Below are 21,797 nucleotides of genomic sequence, written 5' to 3'. Positions count from 1 at the left end.
AAACGCCTCGCATGATCCCGCCGCCAAGCCCCATAGCCGGCCCGGCCCGAGCGACACAAGGCGAGGGACCGTGGGAGGGACGCGGTTTTGCAAATGATCCTATGCTACCGCAACGGCTTTCCGTGCGTTGTGTGGCCACAGCGCGTGCGGCGCGAGAAGGGGTTCAGGCGTGTCGGGCAAAATCCTGCTGGTGGAAGATCACGAGGAGATCTGGGATTTCCTGTCCCGCCGGCTCAAGCGCCGCGGCTACGAGGTCGTGCTCGCCCATGACGGCGAGGCGGGCGTGCAGCAGGCCCGCGCCGCCCAGCCCGACGTGATCCTGCTCGACATGAACCTGCCGATCCTCGACGGCTGGTCGACCGCCCGCGCTCTGAAGGCCGCGACCGATACCCGCGCCATCCCGATCATCGCCCTGACCGCCCACGCCATGTCGGGCGACCGCGACAAGGCGATCCAGGCCGGCTGCGACGACTATCACCCCAAGCCAATCGACTTCCCCAAACTGCTCACCCAGATCGGCACGGCGATCGGGGCGGGGGATTGAGGGAGCGGACTATCCATCGCTGATCCCACCCTCATCCTCATCCTGAGGTGCCCGCGGCAGCGGGCCTCGAAGGATCGTCCAGAGATCGCGTGGCTGGCTGGAAGATCGTTCGAGGCCGCTGCGCGGCACCTCAGGATGAGGGGGGATGAAGGGAACCACCTGTTGGCTGCCGGGGACAGGCCGCTTTCTTCTCTCGACGCCTGACGAGTCCGCCATCATGAGGCTTCCATGACCACCGATCCGGTCACCACGCGGCTCCTGCGGCAGGCGCTGCCGGTGGTGACGACGCTCGCCTCGATGCTGCTGGTCGTGACGCTCGCCGGCGCGCTGTATTTCGGCCGCGACATCCTCGTGCCGGTGGCGCTCGCCATCCTGCTGAGCTTCGTCCTCGTGCCCGCCGTCCGGGCCTTGCGGCGCATCCGCGTGCCGCGGGTGGCGGCGGTGCTGCTGGTGGTGGTGCTCGCCTTCGGCCTGCTCGGCGCGATCGGCAGCCTGATCGCCCGCGAGGCGGCGCAGCTCGCGACCGATCTGCCGCGCTACTCGCTGACCCTGCGCGATAAGATCACGGCCCTGCGCGCCGCCACCGCCGAGCGCGGCAGCCTGTCGGACACCTTTTCCGGCTTCTTCGACATGGCCGAGGAGATCGGCAAGGAGTTGCAGCCACCCGCCGCCAAGACCGAGTCCGAGACCAACGCGCCGCTCGGCACGGCGGAGCGGCCGATGCAGGTCGAGATCCACGCTCCCCGCACCGGGCTGCTGACGACGCTCGGCAGCGTGGCGGGCGGGGTGCTGCACCCGCTGGCGACGCTCGGCCTGATCCTGCTGTTCACGATCTTCATCCTGCTCCAGCGCGAGGATCTGCGAAACCGCGCGATCCGGCTCGCGGGATCGAGCGACCTGCGCCGCACCACCGCGGCGATCGACGACGCCACGAGCCGGCTCAGCCGGTTCTTCGTGGCGCAGCTCATCCTCAACGTCGCCTTCGGCCTCGTGATCGGCGTGGGCCTGTGGTTCATCGGCGTGCCGAGCCCGATCCTGTTCGGGGTCATCGCCGGCATCTCGCGCTTCGTGCCCTATGTCGGCGCGGTGCTCTCGGCGGCGCTGCCGCTCGCCATCGCCGTGGCGGTCGATCCCGGCTGGTCGATGGCGATCCAAGTCGCGATCCTGTTCGTCGTGATCGAGCCGATCGCCGGCCACGTGGTCGAGCCGCTGCTCTACGGGCATTCGACCGGCATCTCGCCGATTGCGGTGATCCTCGCGGCGACGATCTGGACCTTCCTGTGGGGGCCGATCGGGCTCCTGCTCGCCACCCCACTGACCGTCTGCCTCGTGGTGCTCGGCCGCCATGTCGAGCGGCTCTGGTTCCTCGACGTGATCCTCGGCGACCGCCCGGCGCTCGGCCCCCAGGAGATCTTCTACCAGCGCATGCTGGCGGGCGATCCGGCCGAGGCCGTCGATCAGGGGCGGCTGTTCCTGAAGGAGCGGGCGCTCGTCACCTACTACGACGAGGTCGTGCTTCCGGGCCTGCGCATGGCCCAGGAGGATGCGGCGCGCGGCATGCTCGACCGGGAGCGGCAGGGCGAGGTCGGCGCCGGCTTCCGCACGGTGGTCGAGGCGCTGGGACTGGCGCGCAAGCGCGGCATGCCGCGGCGCTCGCGCAAGCCCATCGGTGCCGAGGCCGAGGCCGCCTTCGCCGCGGTGGGGCCGGACCGGCACACCGCCGGCATCGTGCTCGGCCCGGACGATCTCGCATCGGCCTGGCGCGGCGAGGCGCCGGTCCTGTGCGTGCCGAGCGGAGGCGCCTTCGACGAGGCCGCGACGCTGATGCTCGCTCAGACGCTCTCCCGCCACGGGCTCGGAGCGCGGGTGGCGCCGGGCGACGCGTTGCGGAACGGTCTGCCCGAGGGCGAGCGCCCAGCGATGATCTGCTTTTCCTATCTCGACCCGATCAGCCTGTCGCAGATCCGCCTGACCATCCGCCGCGCCCGCAAGGCCGCGCCGGGGGTGACGATCCTCGTCGGCTTCTGGCGCGAGCGCGACCCGGCCTCCCTCGGCCGCCTGCGCCGGGCGATCTCCGCCGACCTGCTCGTGACTTCGCTGAGCGACGCCCTCGACGCCGCACTGGCGCGGGCGCGGGCCGGGACAGCCGCTCCGGCCTCGCCCCGGCTTCGGCAGGCGGCGGAGTAGGGTCGGTCGGGCGCCCCGTCAGGACAGGGCCACCAGGGCGACGCCCGCGATCATCAGCGCCCCGCCGAGAAGGCGCGTGACGCTCGCGGGGTGGACGGCGAAGCCTTCGAGCCCGAAATGGTCGAGCGTGATCGAGGTGACGACGCCCGCGGTCACGAGAAGGCCGAGGAAGGCCGCCGCGCCGATCCGCTGCGCGACGAAGAGCTGGGCCAGGATGACGCCGGCGCCGAGCGCACCACCGAACCAGGCCCAGATCGGCGTCTGACCGGCTTGCTGAAGGCTCGGCAGGTGCAGCCGCCCGGTCGCGAGGCCGATGCCGAGCATGGTGACGGTGCCGACCAGCATCGAGACGAGCCCGGCCGCGAAGGGCTGCTCGCCGAAGGATTTGGCGAGCTGCGTGCTTTGGCCGGGCTGCACGGCCGTGGCGATGCCGGCGAGCAGGGCAATGCCGTAGAGGACGATCATCGTTTCGGGTTCCTGCGGCGCGCCGCGATGAGGGGTCCGGATCCCGCGCGATCCCTGGACGATTCTTCGAAGCCTCCGTTGAAGGCTGCCTGCTGACGGGGGTGCGCGGGAAACCGGGACCCGCCCGCGCCGTTCCGTGGCGCGAGACCATCAGCCGCGGTTCATCAAGCGCAGCCTATGGAGGCGCACGCGCCGCGCGGAGCCCGCATTCCGGCGCCTCCCATCGGCTTTCCCGGAGCCTGTCCGTGCCGCCCGTTTCCCCCACGCCGTCGCGCCTCGACACCCTCATCGCCATCCCCGTGCGCAACGAGGCCGAGCGGATCGCCCGCTGCCTGACGGCGATCGACCGGCAGACCGGCCTCGCGCCGGGGCGGCTCGGGCTCGTGCTGTTCCTCAACAACTGCACCGACGACACGGCGGAGATCGTCGCCCGTCTCGTGCCAGCGCTCTCGATTCCCGTCCGGGTGATCGAGCGCGTTCATGCCGGGGCGCATGCGGGCTGGGCGCGCCGCGCGGCGATGGACGCGGCGGTCGCGTGGCTCGAAGCGGAGGGGACGGCCTCCGCGACGGCGACGCTCCTGACCACCGATGCCGACAGCATCGTCCCGCCGGATTGGGTCGCGGCCAACCTCGCCGCCCTGGAGGCGGGCGCCGACGCGGTCGCCGGCCGGGTCGAACTGATCCCGGAGGAGGCGGCCCTGCTGCCGCCCTCGCTGCCCGCCCGCGGCCGGCTGGAGGACACCTACGACGCGCTCATCACTGAGATGGAGGCGCGCATCGATCCTGATCCGCACGATCCCTGGCCCTGCCACCGCACCACCATCGGCGCCTCGCTCGCCGTGCGGCTTTCCGCCTACCGCGACGTCGGCGGCATGCCGGAAATCCCGCTCGGCGAGGACGGCGCCTTCATGGGCGCGCTGCTCCAGCGGGGCTTTCGCGTGCGCCATGACCGGGCGGTGCTGGTGCTGATCTCGGCCCGGCTCACCGGCCGCGCGGCCGGCGGCGTTGCCGACACGATCCGCTCCCGCTGCGAGGAGCCCGACGCTCTGTGCGACGCCCGCATGGAGGCGGTGCCCCGTGCGCTCCACCGCTACGTCTGGCGGGCGCGGCTACGCCGCCTCTACGACGAGGGCCGGCTCACCCGCGATCTCGGCTGGGCGCGCCGGCTCGGCATCACCGAGGCGGAAGCCCGCCGCATCGCCGCCCTGCCGCGGGTCGGCGAGATCGTCGCGGCGGTCGATCGCGCCAGCCCGCGCCTCGCCTACCGCCCGCTGATGCCGCGACAGCTCCCCGGCCAGATCCGGCTCGCCCGCCTCGTGCTGCCGCTGCTGCGCGCGGGTCTCCGCCTGCGCCGGGCAACGCCGTCCGCACGCCCGGTCGCCCCAACGGCCACCGCCGACGCGTAATGTCCGGGATCCCAAAGGGGTCACCCCTTTGGCGGGGCGCCGGGGCAGCGCCCCGGCTCACCCACCACCAGGGCTCCGCCCTGGACCCGCGAAAGGGCTTGCCCTTTCGAAACCCCTGATCTTGATCAGGGAGCCTCGTCGCGCGTCGGGCCGAAGATCGGCTCGAAGGCGGCGCGCAGCGCCATGTCCACCTCGGGCAGGCTGACGAGGCGGCCGAGATCGGCCAAGCTCGTAACCCCGTGCTCGCGCACGCCGCAGGGCACGATGCCGGAGAAGTGGGCGAGGTCCGGTTCGACGTTGAGGCTGATCCCGTGCAGGCTCACCCAGCGCCGCACGCGGATGCCGATCGCCGCGATCTTGTCCTCGACAGTCGGCCCCTTGTCCGGCCGGCGCACCCAGACCCCGACCCGGTCCTCGCGGCGCTCGGCCCGGACGTTGTAGGCGTCGAGCGTCGCGATCAGCCACGCCTCCAGGCTCGCCACGTAGGCCCGCAGATCGGGCCGGCGCCGGTTGAGGTCCAGCATCACGTAGGCGATGCGCTGGCCCGGCCCGTGATAGGTGTATTGTCCGCCACGGCCCGTGCGGTGGACGGGGAAGCGCTCCGGCTCGACGAGGTCGGCGGTCTTGGCCGAAGTGCCCGCCGTATAGAGCGGCGGATGCTCCAAGAGCCAGACGAGTTCATCCGCCTCGCCGCGGGCAATGGCCGTGGCGCGGGCTTCCATCTCGGCCTCCGCCTCTTGGTAATCGACGAGGGTGTCGGTCACGCGCCAGACCACCGGCGGCGCGTCCGCCCGCGGCAGGAATGTCGCGGGTGCGATTGAAAGCCGGGAAGCGGGTGCCGTGAAGGAATTGTTTACCAAGACTTCACCATCGCGTGCGGAAGGTTTTCCGGGTTTTTAACAAACGGAGCATCCGCGCGTGGCGGTCCTGGACGAATTGCAGGTCGATCTCAAGGTCGTGCTGGGGCGCAGCCACATGCCGCTGCACATGCTGCTGCGCATGGGCCGCGGCGCGGTGATCGAGCTGGAGGCCACCGAGACCGACATGGTCGAGATCCTCGCCAACGATCACCCGATCGCCCGCGGGCAGATCGTGGTGACCGGCAACCGCATCTCCGTGGAGGTGACCGAGCTGATCCGCAAGGCCGAGGTGGTGCGCACCCCCGGCGTGACCATCGGCGAGGGCGCCGTGCCGATCCTCGACGACGTGGGCACGATGCCCTGAGCGGTTTTCGAGGCGGCAAAACGCGAAGAAACGAATCCGGCGCTTGTGCACGTCCCGGGCATCTGTTATCCGCTGCGCCGCCCACACAAGACACCGGCCGCCACAAGCGGCACGGCGGCAAGGGCGGCCATGGCGGAATTGGTAGACGCGCTAGCTTGAGGTGCTAGTCCCGCGAGGGGTGGAGGTTCGAGTCCTCTTGGCCGCACCAAACTCTTTCCTGAGTGATCGGAAGGAGTTGGGGCGAAAATCAAAAAGCGAAAATGACCGCGCTCACACAGCGGTCTTACACACGACTTCCCGATGCGGCGCGTTGATGGAAGCATCCCCCGGCGCGGGTCTGTCCGTCCGGGGCGGCGATGTTTCGTGATCGCTCGACTGGCTCGAGGCGCATGGCATCGGCCCGGCACCGATGGTGCGCCGAACTCCCTCACGATCGAAGCCTTCGTCCTGTTCGTCCCGTCCGAGGTGATCATCCCGGCGGATCGACCGATCATGGCCGTGAGCGGCATGGTTCGGAAGACGCCGGCTTCGGGAACACCTTCGAACGCCGCTTCACCCGAGACAGGGCTGACGGCGTGACGCTCAGACGACGGCCGGTTGTGGGAAGCGCGGCCGATACCGGCGGCAGAGAACGAACAGGCAGTAGAACTGGAAGATCGTCGACATCCGGTTGTGTGCGAGGAAAAGGTAGCCGGTCGCGCTGTTGAGGATGAAGGCGATCAGGAGGGCCGAGAGCAGGAAGGCGGGGCGCCGCTCAAGGCTCGGATGCGCGAAGATGCAGGACGAGGCCAGGAGCAGGACGAGATAGAACGCGCCGCCGACGAGGCCCAAGCCGACCAGAGTGTCGAGGAAGGTGTTGTGGAAGTCGGGTGTGAAGAAGAACATCTCCCGCTCCCACACATTCCATGCTTTCGAGAACGGGTCGGTGTTGAAGAAACTCAGATAGCCGTAGCCGAACACCGGTCGATCGTGAAAAACTTCGAGGGCGTAGGGCCAGAAGTTGCTGCGCCCGGTGAAATCGGGACTGCGGCCGAGCGCGACGGCGATGTCGCCGACCCCGATGAAGGGCAGGAAGAGCGAGAGCAGGATCGCGAACCCGGTCACCGCCGCGAAGATGGCCCGGCCGCAGCCGGGCAGCATCCGGGCGGTCAGGAGCGTCAGGCCCGCCACCGCGATGCCGCTCACGGAGGACATCGAGTTGGCCAGGATCAGCCCGAGCGCGAGGATGGCGAGCGCCGGCCCGCGCAGGCCCCGCGGGCTCGCGCTGGGCAGGAACAGCAGGATCAGCATCGCGCTCGCGGCCGACATGCCGTGCAGGGTCTTGCTGCCATAGGCGCCGAACAGTTCGCCCGACATCAGCAGGCCCGGCCGGGTGATGTCGGTGCGCACCGCATCGGGCATCACCACCACCATCACCAGGGAGGACGCCACCAGGAAGACGTTGGTCCAGGCGTACAGGCTGAGGAACACCGCCGGATGGACGAGGCAGGCCAGCGCCGCGGCGATGGCGATGTTCAGGACGAGCATCCCCGCGGGAACCAGCGACGCCCAGCTATCGGTCGCCCAGCAGGTGGAGAGCAGGATGTAGCCGGCGAACGGAAGGACGGCGACCAGGCAGAGGTCGATCCCGTTGCGCCGCATGTCCCGCAGCACCACGCCGAGGGACAGGACGTAGAGGCAGAGCCAGAGCCCGACATAGAGCAGGTTGTTCCGGTTCGACGGCATCAGCGTCTTGGTGTTGCCGACCTCGTTGTTGCTGCCGAGGAAGAGCACGTAGAAGGCGTTCGCGCACATCAGCACCGCGAAGACGACAAAGGCCGCGCGCCACCGCGCGCCGGACAACCCGATCGACGGCGGCGCGGCCCGGACGGCGTTTGGCGGAAGGCTCGTGTCGGTCAGGCTGGTGGCAGTCATGGCGCGAGGCTCGGGAAAGGCGTTTGGGGCCCCTGCGGCCGCCGATGGCGGAGGGTCTCCGGCCGCAGGGGTGCACGGGGTGTCAGGCGATCACCGCTTCGCCCGACCCGACCGGGTAGCGCGGCAGGGGCGCCGCCTCGCCGCGCAGGACGCCGAGGGCGATCGCCGCCAGGATGCCGAGCGCCAGGCCGATCAGCGTTCCGAGCACGAGGACGATGGCCTTGCTCAGGTTTGTCGGCAGTTCGGGCGGGATCGCCGCGCCGATCACGCGGATGTTGTTCACGTCGACCTGCGTCTGCTCGATGAGTTCGCGAGAGCGCACGAGATACTGGGCGAACAGCTTGCGCTGGGCCTCTGCCTCCGCCTCCCGCGCCCGCAGCTCAGCGAGCGCGCGGTCGTCGGCGAGCGAGGCGGTCGACATCGTCTCCACCGTCCTGCGCAGCTCCTCCTCGGTCTGCTTGGCTCGGCGATAATCGTTCCGTGCCGCGTCGCCGATCCGCTGCAGCTCCTGGCCGAGCTGATCCTGAAGGGCATCGATCTCGCGGCTGATCGAGTTCAGCTCGGGATGGCGCGGTCCCAGCACGTTGGCGAGGTTGGCCCGGCGGCGACGGGCCTCGGTGATCTGGTAGCGCAACTGGATCATGGCCTGGGACTGGACGGCCTCCGACAGGCCGTCGAGCCGGCCGCGCAGGGCGTTCGCCTGCTCCATCCGGACGAGGGCCTCGGTGGACCGGGCCCGGGCGGCGGCGAGCTGCGTGTTGAGGTCGCGCAGGCGCCGGTCTCTGGTGAGGGCGCCGTCGGCGCTGACGAGGTCGTGCTCGCTCCTGAAGGTCGCGACCCGGTTCTCCGCGGCGCGCACGGCGGCGCGCAATTCGGCGAGGCGATCGTCGAGGGAGGCGCCGGAGCGGCGCGCGAGCTCGGACCGGGTCCGGTTCGCCTGCTCGGTGTAGAGCGTCACGAGTTCGTTCGCGATCCGGGCCGACTTGTCGGGATCACGGGTTGCGACATGCACCTCGACGACGAAGCTGCGCTCGGCCCGGCGGACGGCGATCTTGCGCTCCAGGGTCTGGAGCGCCGCGCGGCGCGGATCGGGCGAGCGGGGCGGCGACAGGCCGACGCGGTCGAGGATCGCGGCCTTCGCCCGGCGCAGCAGGCCGGGCGGCTCGCCGGTGAATTCGGGATCCTCGTCGAGCCGGTCGCGGGTGATCAGGGCGTTGAGCACCGTGCTCGACCGCAGGACGCGCATCTCGTTCTCGACCGATGCGATCTGCGCGTCGGCGTTGTCGATGCTCGGCGTCACCTCCCGTTCGACCACGCGCAAGGCGCGCGGATCGATGATGACCTGGGCGGTGGCGACGTAGTTCGGTTCCGTCCGCGCGACGACGAGTACGCCGCCCAGCGTGCCGAGGATCATCGAGAGGGCGATGAGCCGACGGCGGTGCCTGAGCATCGCCAGGAGCTGCGCCGGCGTAATGGAAGGGGACTGCCCGGCGGGTGCGGCAGGCCGATCGAAGGAGGAGAGCGGAATGGCTCCGCGCGTGGCTGTGTAGGTCGTCATGTCGTCAAGCCGGCATCGGCCCCCCAGCGGCATCAGCGTACCACCGGCTGTGCGACTCGATCGCAACATCCAGCGATTACCTCCCTCGTGATGCAATGCAGCTGCCGGTTTCATTGCTCCATTCAGGGACAACCGGCGACGATCCGGCCTCGGTCCCAAGGGGAGGGGGCCCGAAAGGGCAGGAAGCCGTCCACCCTGCCCGCCGGCGCCCATCCCGAACCGGGACTGCGAACCGTGTTGCGGCATTGAGAGCGTGCGTCCGTGGGTCGTGTTCCCCGGCAGCCGATTCTCGATGCGAGGGTGGCTCCGCCGCGCTGGGTGTTCGGAGGACGGATGTCATGGCTCGGTGTCGAACCGACGGAGGTCGCGCTCGAGCGGCTGGCAGAGGGGCGACGCACCGTTGGGCGGCCGCAACCGGAAACATCCGGCTACGACATGGGCAGCCGCGTTTGGTTCGCCGGTGAGGACGGCATGCTGACCGATCCGGACTTCGTGCCGGCCGGCGAGCACGGCCGTTGCCGCCCCGTGGCGGTGGACGGCGCCCTCGTGGACGGTGAGCGGCAGCGGCTCGACGGCGTCTTCGCCGCGGAGCTCGATGGGCACAGCGCCTGGGCCGACGCACCGGTGTGGCATGCCGCGTAACACGGCCCTTCTCGTAACCGACCGCGCGCCTCTGCCGAACTCCGGCAGGGGCGCGTGGCGTTGGGCCTGCCCGCGGCCACCGAGCAGGCCGGATGCGGTCCAGGGCGGATGCCCTGGCGCCGCGGCGCCTATATGAAAGGCCGTCCCCTTCCGCGGAGATGGCTCATGGACCTCGACGTTTCGCTTCACATCGCCGGCCGCTGGCGCCCCGGTGGCGGCGGCGAGACCCTGGCCGTTCTCAACCCCGCCACGGGCGAGGCGATCGGCCGGGTCGCGGTGGCGACGCGGGCCGATCTCGACGAGGCGCTGGAGGCGGCCGAGCGGGGCTTTGCCGCGTGGCGGCGGGTCTCCGCCTTCGACCGGTCCAAGGTGCTGCGCCGGGCCGCCGCGCTGATGCGCGAGCGCGCGGAGGACATCGCCCGCACCATGACCGTCGAGCAGGGCAAGCCGCTCGCCGAATCACGGGTCGAGACCGGGGTGGCGGCCGACATCATCGAGTGGTTCGCCGAAGAGGGCCGGCGCGCCTACGGCCGGGTCATCCCCGCCCGCGCCGAGGGCGTGTTGCAGATCGTCACCCGCGAGCCGGTCGGGCCGGTGGCGGCCTTCACGCCTTGGAACTTCCCGATCAATCAGGCGGTGCGAAAGCTCTCGGCGGCGCTCTGCACCGGCTGCCCCGTCATTCTGAAGGGCCCCGAGGACACGCCGGCCTCCTGCGCCGAACTGGTGCGCGCCTTCCTCGATGCGGGCGTGCCAGGCGATGCGCTCGCTCTGGTCTACGGCGATCCGGCCGAGATTTCCGGCTACCTCATCCCGCATCCGGTGATCCGCAAGATCACCTTCACCGGCTCGACCGCGGTCGGAAAGCAGCTCGCGGCGCTCGCGGGCCAGCACATGAAGCGGGCGACGATGGAACTCGGCGGCCATGCCCCGGCGATCGTGTTCGACGATGCCGACATCGACACCGCCGTGCGGGTGCTGTCCGCCAACAAGTACCGCAATGCCGGACAGGTCTGCGTCGCCCCGACCCGCTTCCTCGTGCAGGAGGGCGTGTACGACCGCTTCATCGACGGCTTCGTGGCCGCCTCGAAGGCGCTCAAGGTCGGCGACGGCCTCGATCCCGAAACGCAGATGGGCCCGCTCGTCCACGGCCGCCGGGTCGAGGCGATGGAGGCCTTCGTGGCCGATGCCGAGGCCAAGGGCGCGCGCCTCCTCACCGGCGGCAGCCGCATCGGCAATCGCGGCCACTTCTTCGAGCCCACCGTCTTCGCCGACGTGCCGTTGGAGGCCCGGATCATGAACGAGGAGCCGTTCGGGCCGATCGCGGCGATCCGACGCTTTTCCGACGACGCGGAGGCGCTCACCGAGGCCAACCGTCTGCCCTACGGGCTCGCGGCCTACGCCTATACCCGCTCCGGCACCCGGGCGAACCGGATCGGGGCGGGGATCGAGGCCGGCATGATCTCGATCAACCACCACGGCATCGCGCTGCCCGAAACGCCCTTCGGCGGCGTGAAGGATTCCGGCTACGGCAGCGAGGGCGGCTCCGAGGCGATCGAGGCCTATCTGACGACGAAATTCGTGACGCAGGCCAACGCCTGACCGGCTCGGGGTGGCGCCCTCGCTCGCCACCCCGACCGCCACGTCACCGGTTGAGCGTGTCTCAAAGAACGCCCGGTTACCACTGTCTTTCCTCCCGGCGAGGCAGCGCAGCGGGCGTTCTCAGAGACAGGCGGCCTCCGCCGAGCCGATGCGGCGCCCTTTACGAGCGGGTGGGACTGCTCTGATCCACAACCCAACTAGAGCAAACGAAACTTTCCTTGGGGTTCGGAGTTTTAACCCTCACGAACTCAAGAAAAGGACAGCTTGATTCAAGCGAGCTGCTCCCAGGGAAGCGCTCGCATGCTGTATCCTCTTTACGAGGCCGGCCATCTTATGCTCGCACCGATGCGCTTGGCGGCGGAGGCCACCAAGCTTGCCTGCGAAAACCCGTTCAATCCCTTCGCCTACGCCCCGCAGAGCCGCACCATGGCTGCGGGCTGCGAGATGTTCGAGCGTGCCACGCGCGTCTACGCCAAGCCGGCCTTCGGGCTCGGCGTGCCGGAGCGGGTGGTCTGGGAGCGCCCCTTCTGCCGCGTCGTCGCCTTCGGCGAGCCCTCCGCGGAACTCGAGGCCAAGCCGAAGCTGCTGATCGTCGCGCCGATGTCGGGCCACTACGCCACGCTGCTGCGCGGTACGGTCGAGGCGTTCCTCCCGAGCCATCAGGTCTTCATCACCGATTGGTCCGACGCGCGTCAGGTGCCGGCGAGCGCCGGCCGGTTTGGCCTCGACGATTACATCGATACCTGCATCGCCCTGTTCGCGGCGCTCGGGCCGGACCTTCACGTCGCGGCGGTCTGTCAGCCCTCGGTGCCGGTGCTTGCCGCCATCGCTCGCATGGAAGCGGAGGATCATCCGCTCGTGCCGCGCTCGGCCGTGCTGATGGGCGGTCCCATCGATACCCGCCGCTCGCCGACTGCCGTCAACCGCATGGCCGAGGAGAAGGGCTTCGCGTGGTTCGAGCGGCACTGCATCCACAGGGTGCCGGGCGGATATCCGGGAGCCGGCCGCGCGGTCTATCCAGGCTTCCTTCAGCTCGCTGGCTTCATGGGGATGAACCTCGAGCGCCACCGGGACGCCCACCACGCGATGTTCGACCATCTCGTGCGCGGCGATGGCGACTCGGCCGCCCGCCATCGCGCCTTCTACGACGAGTACCTCGCAGTCATGGACCTGACCGCTGAGTTCTACCTCGAGACGATTGAGCGGGTCTTCATCAGCCACGACTTGCCCCGCGGTACCCTGCGCCATCGCGGCGAACGGGTCGATCTCGGCGCGATCCGCCGCTGCCACCTGATGGCGGTGGAGGGCGAGAAGGACGACATCACCGGCCTCGGCCAGACCAAGGCCGCGCTCGACCTCGCGGTGAACCTGCCCGAGGCAGCCAAGACCTACCACATGCAGCCGGGCGCCGGGCATTACGGCATCTTCAACGGCTCGCGCTTCCGCCAGGACATCGTGCCGTTGGTCTGCAGCTTCATGGAACGCAGTTTGCAGCCGGCTGCGCCGCGCCCGGCCCCGGTGGTGCCGGCACTGGAGTCGCACCCGATCCTCCTGCGCCACGGCCCCATCATGCAGCCTCCGCGCGCCACGCCCGCCCGCGCCATCGTGTGGCCCCAGCCTCTGGTCGATCGACCGGGAGCGATTCCGCAGCGGATCGCCCTGTAACCGCCACTCCCGACCGTTCTCCGCCATCCACCCGTCGAAGCGGCCGCCGATCCCCTCGGCGGCCGCTTTGCCGTGGAAGGGACGCTGCGACCCCACCGCGTTTGACCCGTTCCCGCGGTGGAATTATGAATTCAAAAAGCCATGCGCCCGTACAGGCTGCGGCGCGGGGAGGGAGGTTCCACTTGGGCGCGAGCGCGAAACCGGGCGAGGCAGCGTTCGAGGCACCGGCCTCCAGCGCGCGGGCGAAGGCCCGCAACGCGGCCGGATTGCCGCGCAAGCTCGCGGAGGTGCTGCAGGGCGAGGCTCGCTTCGACGCCTTCACCCGCGGACGCTACGCGACCGACGCCTCGATCTACCAGATCATGCCGGCGGGCGTGGTCTTCCCCAAAAGTGCCGCCGACATCGCCGCGACGCTGAAGGTCGCGGCCGACTACGACGTCCCCGTGATCCTGCGCGGCGGTGGCACCTCGCAGAACGGCCAGCCGATCGGCTCCGGCCTCGTGGTCGATTGCTCGCGCCACTTCAACGGCGTGCTCGCCTACGACGCGGAAGCAGGCACGGTCACTGTCGAGCCCGGCCACGTGCTGGAGCGCCTCAACGCACGGCTGAAAGCCGACGGTTGGTTCTTCCCTGTCGAGCCCTCGACCGCGACCCGCTGCACCATCGGCGGCATGGCCGGCAACAATTCCTGCGGCGCCCGCTCGCTGCGCTACGGCAAGATGAGCGATAACGTGCTCAGCATTGAGGCGCTGTTCCACGACGGCACCGCCTTCGGCTTCGGGCTCACCGGCAACGCGGCGAGCGCCGTGACCGGCGGCGCGCGGGCGGAGGATCTGGCGCGGCGGATGCTTGCACTCGCCGACGCGCACCGTGACGAGATTGCGGAAAAATACCCGAAGGTGCAGCGGCGGGTCGGCGGCTACAATCTCGATTCCCTGATCGAACCGCGCCCGAACCTCGCCCACCTCCTTGTCGGCTCGGAGGGGACGCTCGCCGCCACCACCGCGGTGACGCTCAAGCTCTCCCGCCTGCCGGCCCACCGGGCCATGGGCGTGTGCCACTTCCCCTCGTTCCGCGCGGCGATGGAGACGACGAAGGCGATCGTCGCCCTCGACCCCGTCGCGGTCGAACTCGTCGACAACAACGTGCTCGTGCTCGGCGCCGACATCCCGCTGTTCCGCACGACCCTGGCCGACATCACGCGGGGCCAGCCGAACTGCCTGCTGCTGGCCGAGTTCGCGGGCGACGACCTTGCTGCGCTGAAGCGCGACCTCAAGCGTCTCGACCAATGCATGGCCGATCACGGCTTTCCCGACGCGGTCGTCGAGGTGGTGGAGCCGAACCGCCAGAAGGCGGTCTGGGAGGTGCGCGAGGCCTGCCTCAACATCATGATGTCGATGAAGGGCGACGCCAAACCTGTCTCCTTCATCGAGGATTGCGCCGTCCCCCTGGAGCATCTGGCCGACTACACCGACGCGGTCACCGAGGTGTTCACGCGGCACGGCACCCGCGGCACGTGGTACGCCCACGCCTCCGTCGGTTGCCTGCATGTGCGCCCGATCCTCGACATGAAGCAGGGCGGCGACGTCCGGAAGATGCGCGCCATCGCCGAGGAGACGGCGGAGCTGGTGCGCCGTCACAAGGGCTCCTATTCGGGCGAGCACGGCGACGGCATCTCACGCTCAGAGTTCGTGGAGCCTTTGTTCGGCCAAAAGCTCACCCGCGCCTTCGAGACGGTGAAGGACGGCTTCGACCCTGACAACCGCCTGAACCCCAACAAGATCGTCCGCCCGCTTAAGATGGACGACCGCACCCTGATGCGCTTCGGCCCCGACTACGCGGTGAGCGAGCCGCAGAAGACGGCGCTGGACTGGTCGGATTGGGGTGGGTTCGGCCCGGCGGTCGAGATGTGCAACAACAACGGCACCTGCCGGAAGCTCGCCGGCGGCGCGATGTGCCCCTCCTACCGCGCCACCCGCGACGAGCAGCACCTGACCCGCGGACGCGCCAACTCGCTGCGCCTCGCGATCTCGGGCCAGCTTGGGCCGGACGCGTTCCTGTCGCCCGAGATGAAGCGCACGATGGATCTGTGCGTGTCGTGCAAGGCCTGCCGCCGGGAATGCCCGACCGGCGTCGACATGGCCAAGATGAAGGTCGAGTTCCTGCACCATTACCACGCCCGGCACGGCCTGCCGCTGAAGGAGCGGCTGGTCGCCGAGATGCCGCGCTACGCCGGCGTCGCCGCAGCCCTCGCGCCGCTGCTCAACCTGCGCAACCGCTACCCGGCGCTCGCCCAGTTCGGCGAGGCATGGACCGGCTTCTCCGCCCGTCGCTCGCTGCCGCAATGGCGCCGGCCCTGGCGGGAGAGCGGCGAGGTTGCCCACCCGCAAGACGTGGCGGGTGACCACCGCGACCTCGTCCTGTTCGGCGACACCTTCAACCGCGCCTTCGAGCGTGAGAACCTGGAAGCCGCCGAGCGGGTGCTGCGCGCCGCCGGCTACCGCCTGCACCGCGTCGTCGCCCATGAGGGCCGCCGCCCGCTCTGCTGCGGCCGCACCTATCTCGCCTCCGGCCAGACCGACCGGGCGCGGGAGGAGGCTCGGCGCACGCTCGACACGCTCCTGCCCTTCGTGCGGGCCGGCGCCCGCGTGGTCGGCCTGGAGCCCTCCTGCCTCCTCACCTTCCGCGACGAGTTTTTGTCCCTGCTGCCGCGGGCGGAGGCGAGCGAGTTGGCCCAGAGCGCCCTGCTGTTCGAGGAACTGCTCGCCACCGATCTCGCCGCCGGCCGCATCAGCCTCCCGCTCGCCGACCAGGGCGGCCGGGTCGCCCACCTGCACGGCCATTGCCACCAGAAGTCGTTCGGAGTGATGGGGTCGGTGGAGACGGTGCTGCGCACCGTGCCGGGGCTCGATGTGCGCGTCATCGAATCCAGCTGCTGCGGCATGGCCGGCGCCTTCGGCTACGGCAAGGATACGATCGACGTCTCCTTCGCCATGGCCGAGCTGTCGCTGTTCCCGGCGCTCCGGAAAGCGTCCGCCGACGACCTCGTGGTCGCCGACGGCACGAGCTGCCGCCACCAGATCCATGACGGTCTCGGCCGCGACGCGATCCACGTCGCCCGCGTGCTCGACGCGGCCCTGACGCCGGGGCGCTGAGCGCGGCCCTGCAACGGCGGGTGGAACACCCGCCGGCTGCCCCCGTTGACGCGGCAATCCCTCAAAAGGAGCCGTGATGACCGATCCGCTGACCAAATATCCGCGCCCGCCCTTCGAGACGCCGCCCCAGAGTTTCCCCGGCAAGACAGCCAAGATGGCGCCCGAGCCGGATCACGGCGAGGAGAGCTACAAGGGCTCCGGCAAGCTCAGCGGAAAAGCCGCTTTGGTGACGGGCGGCGACAGCGGCATCGGCCGGGCGGTGGCGATCGCCTATGCCCGCGAGGGCGCCGACGTGGCGATCTCCTACCTGCCCGACGAGCAGAAGGATGCGGAGGCCGTCGGCAACTGGATCGAGAAGGCGGGCCGGCGCGCCCTGCTGCTTCCCGGCGATATCAAGGACGCGGCCTATGCCCGCGAGATCGTCGAGCGCACGGCCAAGGAATTCGGCCGGCTCGATATCCTGGTGAACAACGCCGCCTTTCAGCAGCCGAACCAGGGCGTCACGGACATCGACGACGCGTTGTTCGAAAAACACTTCCAGACCAACATCTTCGGCCCGTTCTACGCCACCAAGGCCGCGCTGGCGCATCTCAAGCCCGGCGCCTCGGTGATCTTCACCTCCTCGGTCAATTCCAAGCACCCGGTGCCGACCCTGTTCGCCTACAGCGCCACCAAGGGCGCGCTCAGCAACATGGTGCTCGGCCTCGCGCAGTTGCTCGCCGAAAAGGGCATCCGCGTGAACGGCGTGCTGCCCGGCCCGATCTGGACTCCGTTCATCCCCGCCGGGATGAGCGAGGATGCGGTGAAGACCTTCGGCAGCCAAGTGCCGTTCAACCGCCCCGGCCAGCCGGCGGAACTCGCCTCGGCCTACGTCATGCTGGCGGCCGAAGACAGCAGCTACACCTCCGGCGCCCTCATCACCGTCGCAGGCGGCATGCCGATCTTCTGAAGTCGAGGTTTCGAAAGGACAGGTCCTTTTGCGGGTCCAGGGCAGAGCCCTGGAAGAATGCCGGGGCTCTGCCCCGGCGCCCCGCCAAAGGGATGATCCCTTTGGGATCGCGGGCCTATCTGTAGGCGGACATCCAGCCGAGGCCGGCTTCGGTGCCGGAAGCGGGCAGGTATTCGCAGCCGATGAAGCCGTCGTAGCCGAGGCGGTCGAGGGTCGCGAACGCGGCGGGGATATCGATGCGGCCGGTGCCGGGCTCGTGGCGGCCGGGGGCGTCGGCGATCTGGACGTGGGCGATGCGGTCGCGGTGGGCTGTGAGACTGCCTGCCAGATCCTCGCCCATCATCGCCATGTGGTAGAGGTCGGCCTGGATGAAGAGGTTTTCGGAGCCGACCGCCTCGATCACAGCCGCAGCATCGGCGAGGCGGTTCAGGAAGAAGCCCGGCATGTCGCGGTCGTTGATCGGCTCGATCAGCAGGCGAAGGCCCGCTCGTTCCAGCGCGTCGGCGGCGTAGGCAAGGTTTTCGGTCAGCGTCGCGAGAAGGCGCGCCCGCTCGATGCCGGCCGGTATGAGCCCGGCAAGACAGTTGATCTGCCGACATCCGAGCGCTCCGGCATAGTCGATCGCGCGCGCGACGCCCTCGCGAAATTCGGACACCCGGTCGGGCAGGATGGCGATGCCGCGCTCGCCCGCCGCCCAGTCGCCGGGCGGCAGGTTGTGCAGCACGAGCGGCAGGCCCGTCTCCGCGAGACTGCGCGCCAACGCCTCTTTCGTCTCGGCATAGGGAAACTGCATCTCCACCGCCGCGAATCCGGCGGCGCGCGCCGCGGCGAACCGGTCGAGCAGCGGCCGTTCGGTGAACAGCAGGCTCAGATTAGCAGCGAAGCGGGGCATATCCGGGCCGTCTGGTCACGCAAAATGCATTCAAAAATGATGGGTTGTACCGACATCACTCAATGTCGGCTGGGGCCGGCCCGCCGGAGATGGGCTGCGCGGCCTCCCGGTCGGCGGCGGCCTTCCGCTTGTTGCGCAGGTGGCGGAACAGGATGTCGCTGAGTTCCGCACCGGCCCGGCGGCGCAGGGCGTCGAGGATTTCCTCGTGCTCGCGCATCGCCTCACCCCAGCGGTCGCGGTTGGCATCGAGATTGGCCGAGTAGCGCGCCCGCCGCAGGCGCCCGGCGAAGCCGGCATAGGTGGCGCTCAACGGCCCGTTGCCGGCGGCCGCCACGATCCGGTCGTGGATCGCCTGATTGCACGCGAAGTAGCCGTGCAGGTCGCGCCGCAGATAGTGGCCGTACATCTCATGGTGGAGCCGCTCGATCTCGGCAAAGGCCTCGTCCGTGATGCGTTCGCAGGCGAGGCGACCGGCCAGGGCCTCCAACCCGCCCATCACGTCGAACAGCTCGACGATTTCCTGTTCGCCGATCCGCCGCACCCGCGCCCCGCGGTTCGGCAGCAGGTCGATCAGCCCCTCTGAGGCCAGCACCTTCAGCGCCTCCCGCAGGGGGGTGCGCGAGATGCCGAAGCGTTCGCACAGGAGCCGTTCGGGGACACGGGCGCCCGGCGCGAGATTGCCCTCGACGATGAATTCGCGCAGCCGCGCCAGCACCTCGTCGTGGAGGGAATGCACGAGGTTTTCCCGCGGCTTGGCCGGCAGTTCGGCCGGGAGCCGGGCGGGGAGGGGGATCGGGCCGTCCGCGCCCTCCGATTCGCGTTCGGCGAGTGTCATGGCGGAAGTCATGCCCGATTGGTAGCAGCGGGCTCAACCGCCGTCGATGGGACGAATGTAGGCATGATACTTCTTGTCTCGGCCAAAAATGAATGCAAACCTACGGGATGAAACGACCGGGCTCGACGTGAAGCGCTCGGCATCCGGCCCAACGGGAGGGACCATGACGCACCGCACCGGACGACACTTCCTGCACATTCCGGGCCCGAGCCCGGTGCCGGAGCGGGTGCTGCGCGCCATGGACCGGCAGGTGATCGACCATCGCGGGCCGGACTTCGGCGTGCTCGGCCGCGAGGTGCTGGAGGGGTGCCGCACGATCTTCCGCACAAAGGGACCGGTCGTGATTTATCCCGGCTCCGGCACGGGGGCCTGGGAAGCGGCGATCGTCAACACGCTCTCGTCGGGCGACCGGGTGCTGATGTTCGAGACCGGCCACTTCGCCACCCTGTGGCGGCAGATGGCGGCGCGGTGGGGCATCGAGGTCGAGTTCGTGCCCGGCGATTGGCGCCACGGCGTCGATCCGGCCCTGGTCGAGGCGAAGCTCGCCGAAGATCGCAGCCATTCCTTCAAAGCCGTGATGGTGGTCCACAACGAGACCTCCACCGGCGTCACGAGCCGCATCCCCGCCATCCGCAAGGCGATCGACGCCGCCGGCCACCCGGCGCTGCTGCTGGTCGATACGATCTCCTCGCTCGGTTCGGTCGATGTCCGCCACGACGAGTGGGGCGTCGACGTCACCGTCAGCGGCTCGCAGAAGGGCCTGATGCTGCCGCCGGGCCTCGGCTTCACCGCGATCTCGGACAAGGCCCGGGCCGCCGGAAAGTCCAACAACCTCCCCCGCTCCTACTGGGACTGGGAGGAGATGCTGAAGCCCAACGCCAACGGCTACTTCCCCTACACGCCGGCCACCAACCTGCTCTACGGCCTGCGCGAGGCGGTCGCGATCCTGCTCGAAGAAGGGCTCGACAACGTCTTCGCCCGCCACCAGCGGCTGGCCGCCGCGACGCGCGCTGCGGTCGATGCCTGGGGGCTCGAAGTGCTGTGCCAGAACCCGGACGAGCACTCGCCGGTGCTCACCGCGGTGATGATGCCGGACGGCAAGGGGGCGGACGCCTTCCGCGCTCTGGTGCTCGAGAAATTCGACATGTCGCTCGGCGCCGGGCTGTCGAAGCTCGCCGACAAGATCTTCCGCATCGGCCATCTCGGCGAGACCAACGACCTGACCCTGATGGGTGCCCTCTCCGGCGTCGAGATGGGCTTGGCAGCGGCCGGCGTGCCGCACCGGCCGGGTGGCGTGCTCGCCGCCATGGCGAGCCTGCGCTCCGGCCTCGACGGCTGATCTTTTTCCCGAACGCCCACGCCTCGGGCCAAGCCGCGCGTCAGATGCGGAGCCCGGGGCGATTGCTCATAAAAACTGGAGGAAGCCCCGATGATCACGATCCCACGCCGCGTGACGGCGCCGGGCATGGTGCTGTTCCTGCTCTGCCTGATGTACTTCATCACCTATGTCGACCGGGTCAACGTCGGCACCGCCGGCCCGGCGATCAAGGGTGAACTCGGCCTCAGCAACACCGAACTCGGCCTCATCTTCTCGGCCTTCGCCTACCCCTACGCGGTGTTCCAGATCATCGGCGGCGCGATGGCCGACAAGTGGGGCGCGCGGCGCACCCTGTTCATCTGCGGCCTGATCTGGGCGGCGGCGACGGTGGCGACCGGCTTCGTCGGCGGCGTGGTCTCGCTGTTCCTGGCCCGCTTCGCTCTCGGCTTCGGCGAGGGCGCCACCTTCCCCACCGCCACGCGGGCGATGCAGTCCTGGGTCGCCAAGGACCAGCGCGGCTTCGCGCAGGGCATCACCCACTCGTTCGCCCGCTTCGGCAACGCGATCACGCCGCCGCTGGTCGTGTTGATGATGGCCTATGTCGGCTGGCGCGGCGCCTTCGTCGTACTCGGCATCGTCAGCTTCGCCTGGGTGCTGGTCTGGGTGTTCTACTACCGGGACGACCCACGCGAGCATAAGAGCGTCACGAACGAGGATCTGGAGCGGCTGGCGATCCGCGACCGGACGGCCAAGCCGGCCGCCAAACCGCCGGTGCCGTGGCGCCGGCTGATCCCGCGCATGGCCCCCGTGACGCTGACCTATTTCTGCTACGGCTGGTCGCTGTGGCTCTACCTCAACTGGCTGCCCTCCTTCTTCAAGGACGGCTACGGCCTCGACATCAAGAACTCGGCCCTGTTCGCCTCGGGCGTGTTCTTCGCGGGCGTGGTCGGCGACACGCTCGGCGGCGTGGTCTCCGACCGCATCCTGAAGAAGACCGGCGACCTGCAGAAGGCGCGCCGCAACGTGATCTGCCTCGGCATGCTGGGCGCCGCCGCTTGCCTTGCCGGCGTGTTCTTCACCAAGGACCTTACCCTGGTGGCCCTGCTGCTGAGCGGCGGGTTCTTCTTCCTCGAGCTGGTGATCGGGCCGATCTGGTCGGTGCCGATGGACATCGCCCCGCAATATGCCGGCACCGCGAGCGGGCTGATGAATTTCGGCTCGGCGTTTGCCGCGATCGTCTCGCCGCTCACCTTCGGCCTGATCGTGGATCTCACCGGCAACTGGATCCTGCCGTTCGCCGGGTCGGTCGGCCTGCTGCTTCTGGGCGCGGGCCTCGCCTTCACCATGCACCCCGAGCGCCCGTTCGAGGATGAACCGGCGCCCCTGACACCGCGGGTGGTGCCGGCGGAGTAGATCCGTCCCGTCGCCGCGCTCGCCCCGCGGC

Annotated in this window: 17 protein-coding genes and 1 tRNA gene; 12 read left to right on the top strand and 6 right to left on the bottom strand. The window is 69.6% G+C overall.

Translation table 11 applies throughout. The annotated features are described in order from the left end of the window. The first annotated feature begins 169 nt into the window (after positions 1–169). On the top strand, positions 170–544 hold the full coding sequence (locus OVA30_RS17385; protein ID WP_003601316.1) for a response regulator: 375 nt from the start codon (positions 170–172) through the stop codon (positions 542–544). 228 nt (positions 545–772) lie between these two features. Next, positions 773–2,731, top strand: a complete 1,959-nt coding sequence (locus tag OVA30_RS17380) for an AI-2E family transporter (protein ID WP_268176183.1) — start codon at positions 773–775, stop codon at positions 2,729–2,731. A gap of 18 nt (positions 2,732–2,749) precedes the next feature. Here OVA30_RS17380 and OVA30_RS17375 read toward each other — a convergent pair whose 3' ends face one another. Continuing rightward, positions 2,750–3,196, bottom strand: a complete 447-nt coding sequence (locus OVA30_RS17375) for a DMT family transporter (protein WP_012255334.1) — start codon at positions 3,194–3,196, stop codon at positions 2,750–2,752. A gap of 245 nt (positions 3,197–3,441) precedes the next feature. Here OVA30_RS17375 and OVA30_RS17370 point away from each other — a divergent pair, with 245 nt between their 5' ends. Next, on the top strand, positions 3,442–4,602 hold the full coding sequence (locus OVA30_RS17370) for a glycosyltransferase (protein WP_268176182.1): 1,161 nt from the start codon (positions 3,442–3,444) through the stop codon (positions 4,600–4,602). 125 nt (positions 4,603–4,727) lie between these two features. Here OVA30_RS17370 and lipB read toward each other — a convergent pair whose 3' ends face one another. After that, entirely contained in the window at positions 4,728–5,420 is a 693-nt protein-coding gene (gene lipB / locus OVA30_RS17365) for a lipoyl(octanoyl) transferase LipB (RefSeq protein WP_268177510.1), read from the bottom strand. Between the two features lie 100 nt (positions 5,421–5,520). Between lipB and OVA30_RS17360 the strand changes: the two genes are divergently transcribed. Together OVA30_RS17360 and OVA30_RS17355 are read left to right on the top strand one after the other, a co-directional pair. Further along, on the top strand, positions 5,521–5,826 hold the full coding sequence (locus tag OVA30_RS17360) for a FliM/FliN family flagellar motor switch protein (protein ID WP_003601400.1): 306 nt from the start codon (positions 5,521–5,523) through the stop codon (positions 5,824–5,826). A gap of 123 nt (positions 5,827–5,949) precedes the next feature. Then, a tRNA-Leu gene (locus OVA30_RS17355) sits at positions 5,950–6,034 on the top strand. A gap of 374 nt (positions 6,035–6,408) precedes the next feature. Here OVA30_RS17355 and OVA30_RS17350 read toward each other — a convergent pair. Together OVA30_RS17350 and OVA30_RS17345 are read right to left on the bottom strand one after the other, a co-directional pair. Beyond that, positions 6,409–7,740: an O-antigen ligase family protein gene (locus OVA30_RS17350; RefSeq protein ID WP_268176181.1), complete on the bottom strand. Its 1,332-nt coding sequence runs from the start codon at positions 7,738–7,740 to the stop codon at positions 6,409–6,411. Positions 7,741–7,822: 82 nt separating this feature from the next. After that, positions 7,823–9,298 (bottom strand): GumC family protein, encoded by a 1,476-nt coding sequence (locus OVA30_RS17345; RefSeq protein ID WP_268176180.1) that lies wholly within the window; start codon positions 9,296–9,298, stop codon positions 7,823–7,825. A 435-nt stretch (positions 9,299–9,733) separates the two neighbouring features. Between OVA30_RS17345 and OVA30_RS17340 the strand changes: the two genes are divergently transcribed. From OVA30_RS17340 to OVA30_RS17320, 5 genes are all read left to right on the top strand, one after another. Further along, positions 9,734–9,940, top strand: coding sequence for a hypothetical protein (locus OVA30_RS17340; RefSeq protein WP_268176179.1), 207 nt, complete (start codon positions 9,734–9,736; stop codon positions 9,938–9,940). 165 nt (positions 9,941–10,105) lie between these two features. After that, on the top strand, positions 10,106–11,539 hold the full coding sequence (locus OVA30_RS17335) for an NAD-dependent succinate-semialdehyde dehydrogenase (RefSeq protein WP_268176178.1): 1,434 nt from the start codon (positions 10,106–10,108) through the stop codon (positions 11,537–11,539). A gap of 300 nt (positions 11,540–11,839) precedes the next feature. Further along, positions 11,840–13,204: a polyhydroxyalkanoate depolymerase gene (locus OVA30_RS17330; protein ID WP_268176177.1), complete on the top strand. Its 1,365-nt coding sequence runs from the start codon at positions 11,840–11,842 to the stop codon at positions 13,202–13,204. Positions 13,205–13,386: 182 nt separating this feature from the next. Then, complete coding sequence (locus OVA30_RS17325; protein ID WP_268176176.1) at positions 13,387–16,359, top strand: FAD-binding and (Fe-S)-binding domain-containing protein; 2,973 nt, start codon at positions 13,387–13,389, stop codon at positions 16,357–16,359. A 76-nt stretch (positions 16,360–16,435) separates the two neighbouring features. Continuing rightward, positions 16,436–17,308, top strand: a complete 873-nt coding sequence (locus OVA30_RS17320) for an SDR family oxidoreductase (RefSeq protein WP_056464637.1) — start codon at positions 16,436–16,438, stop codon at positions 17,306–17,308. A 115-nt stretch (positions 17,309–17,423) separates the two neighbouring features. On the opposite strand, the gene hyi is transcribed toward OVA30_RS17320, so the two are convergent. After that, the gene (gene hyi, locus OVA30_RS17315; protein WP_268176175.1) at positions 17,424–18,200 is read right to left on the bottom strand and encodes a hydroxypyruvate isomerase; all 777 of its coding nucleotides are present in this window, start codon (positions 18,198–18,200) and stop codon (positions 17,424–17,426) included. A gap of 55 nt (positions 18,201–18,255) precedes the next feature. Next, positions 18,256–19,035, bottom strand: a complete 780-nt coding sequence (locus OVA30_RS17310) for a GntR family transcriptional regulator (RefSeq protein WP_056499650.1) — start codon at positions 19,033–19,035, stop codon at positions 18,256–18,258. A 163-nt stretch (positions 19,036–19,198) separates the two neighbouring features. Between OVA30_RS17310 and OVA30_RS17305 the strand changes: the two genes are divergently transcribed. Next, complete coding sequence (locus OVA30_RS17305) at positions 19,199–20,374, top strand: pyridoxal-phosphate-dependent aminotransferase family protein (protein ID WP_268176174.1); 1,176 nt, start codon at positions 19,199–19,201, stop codon at positions 20,372–20,374. 90 nt (positions 20,375–20,464) lie between these two features. Beyond that, positions 20,465–21,766: an MFS transporter gene (locus OVA30_RS17300; protein ID WP_056464629.1), complete on the top strand. Its 1,302-nt coding sequence runs from the start codon at positions 20,465–20,467 to the stop codon at positions 21,764–21,766. The last annotated feature ends 31 nt before the right edge of the window (positions 21,767–21,797 follow it).

The organism is Methylorubrum sp. SL192 (genome assembly GCF_026672325.1).
In the GTDB taxonomy this organism is placed as follows: domain Bacteria; phylum Pseudomonadota; class Alphaproteobacteria; order Rhizobiales; family Beijerinckiaceae; genus Methylobacterium; species Methylobacterium extorquens.
This window is presented reverse-complemented; position numbering and strand designations above follow the sequence as displayed.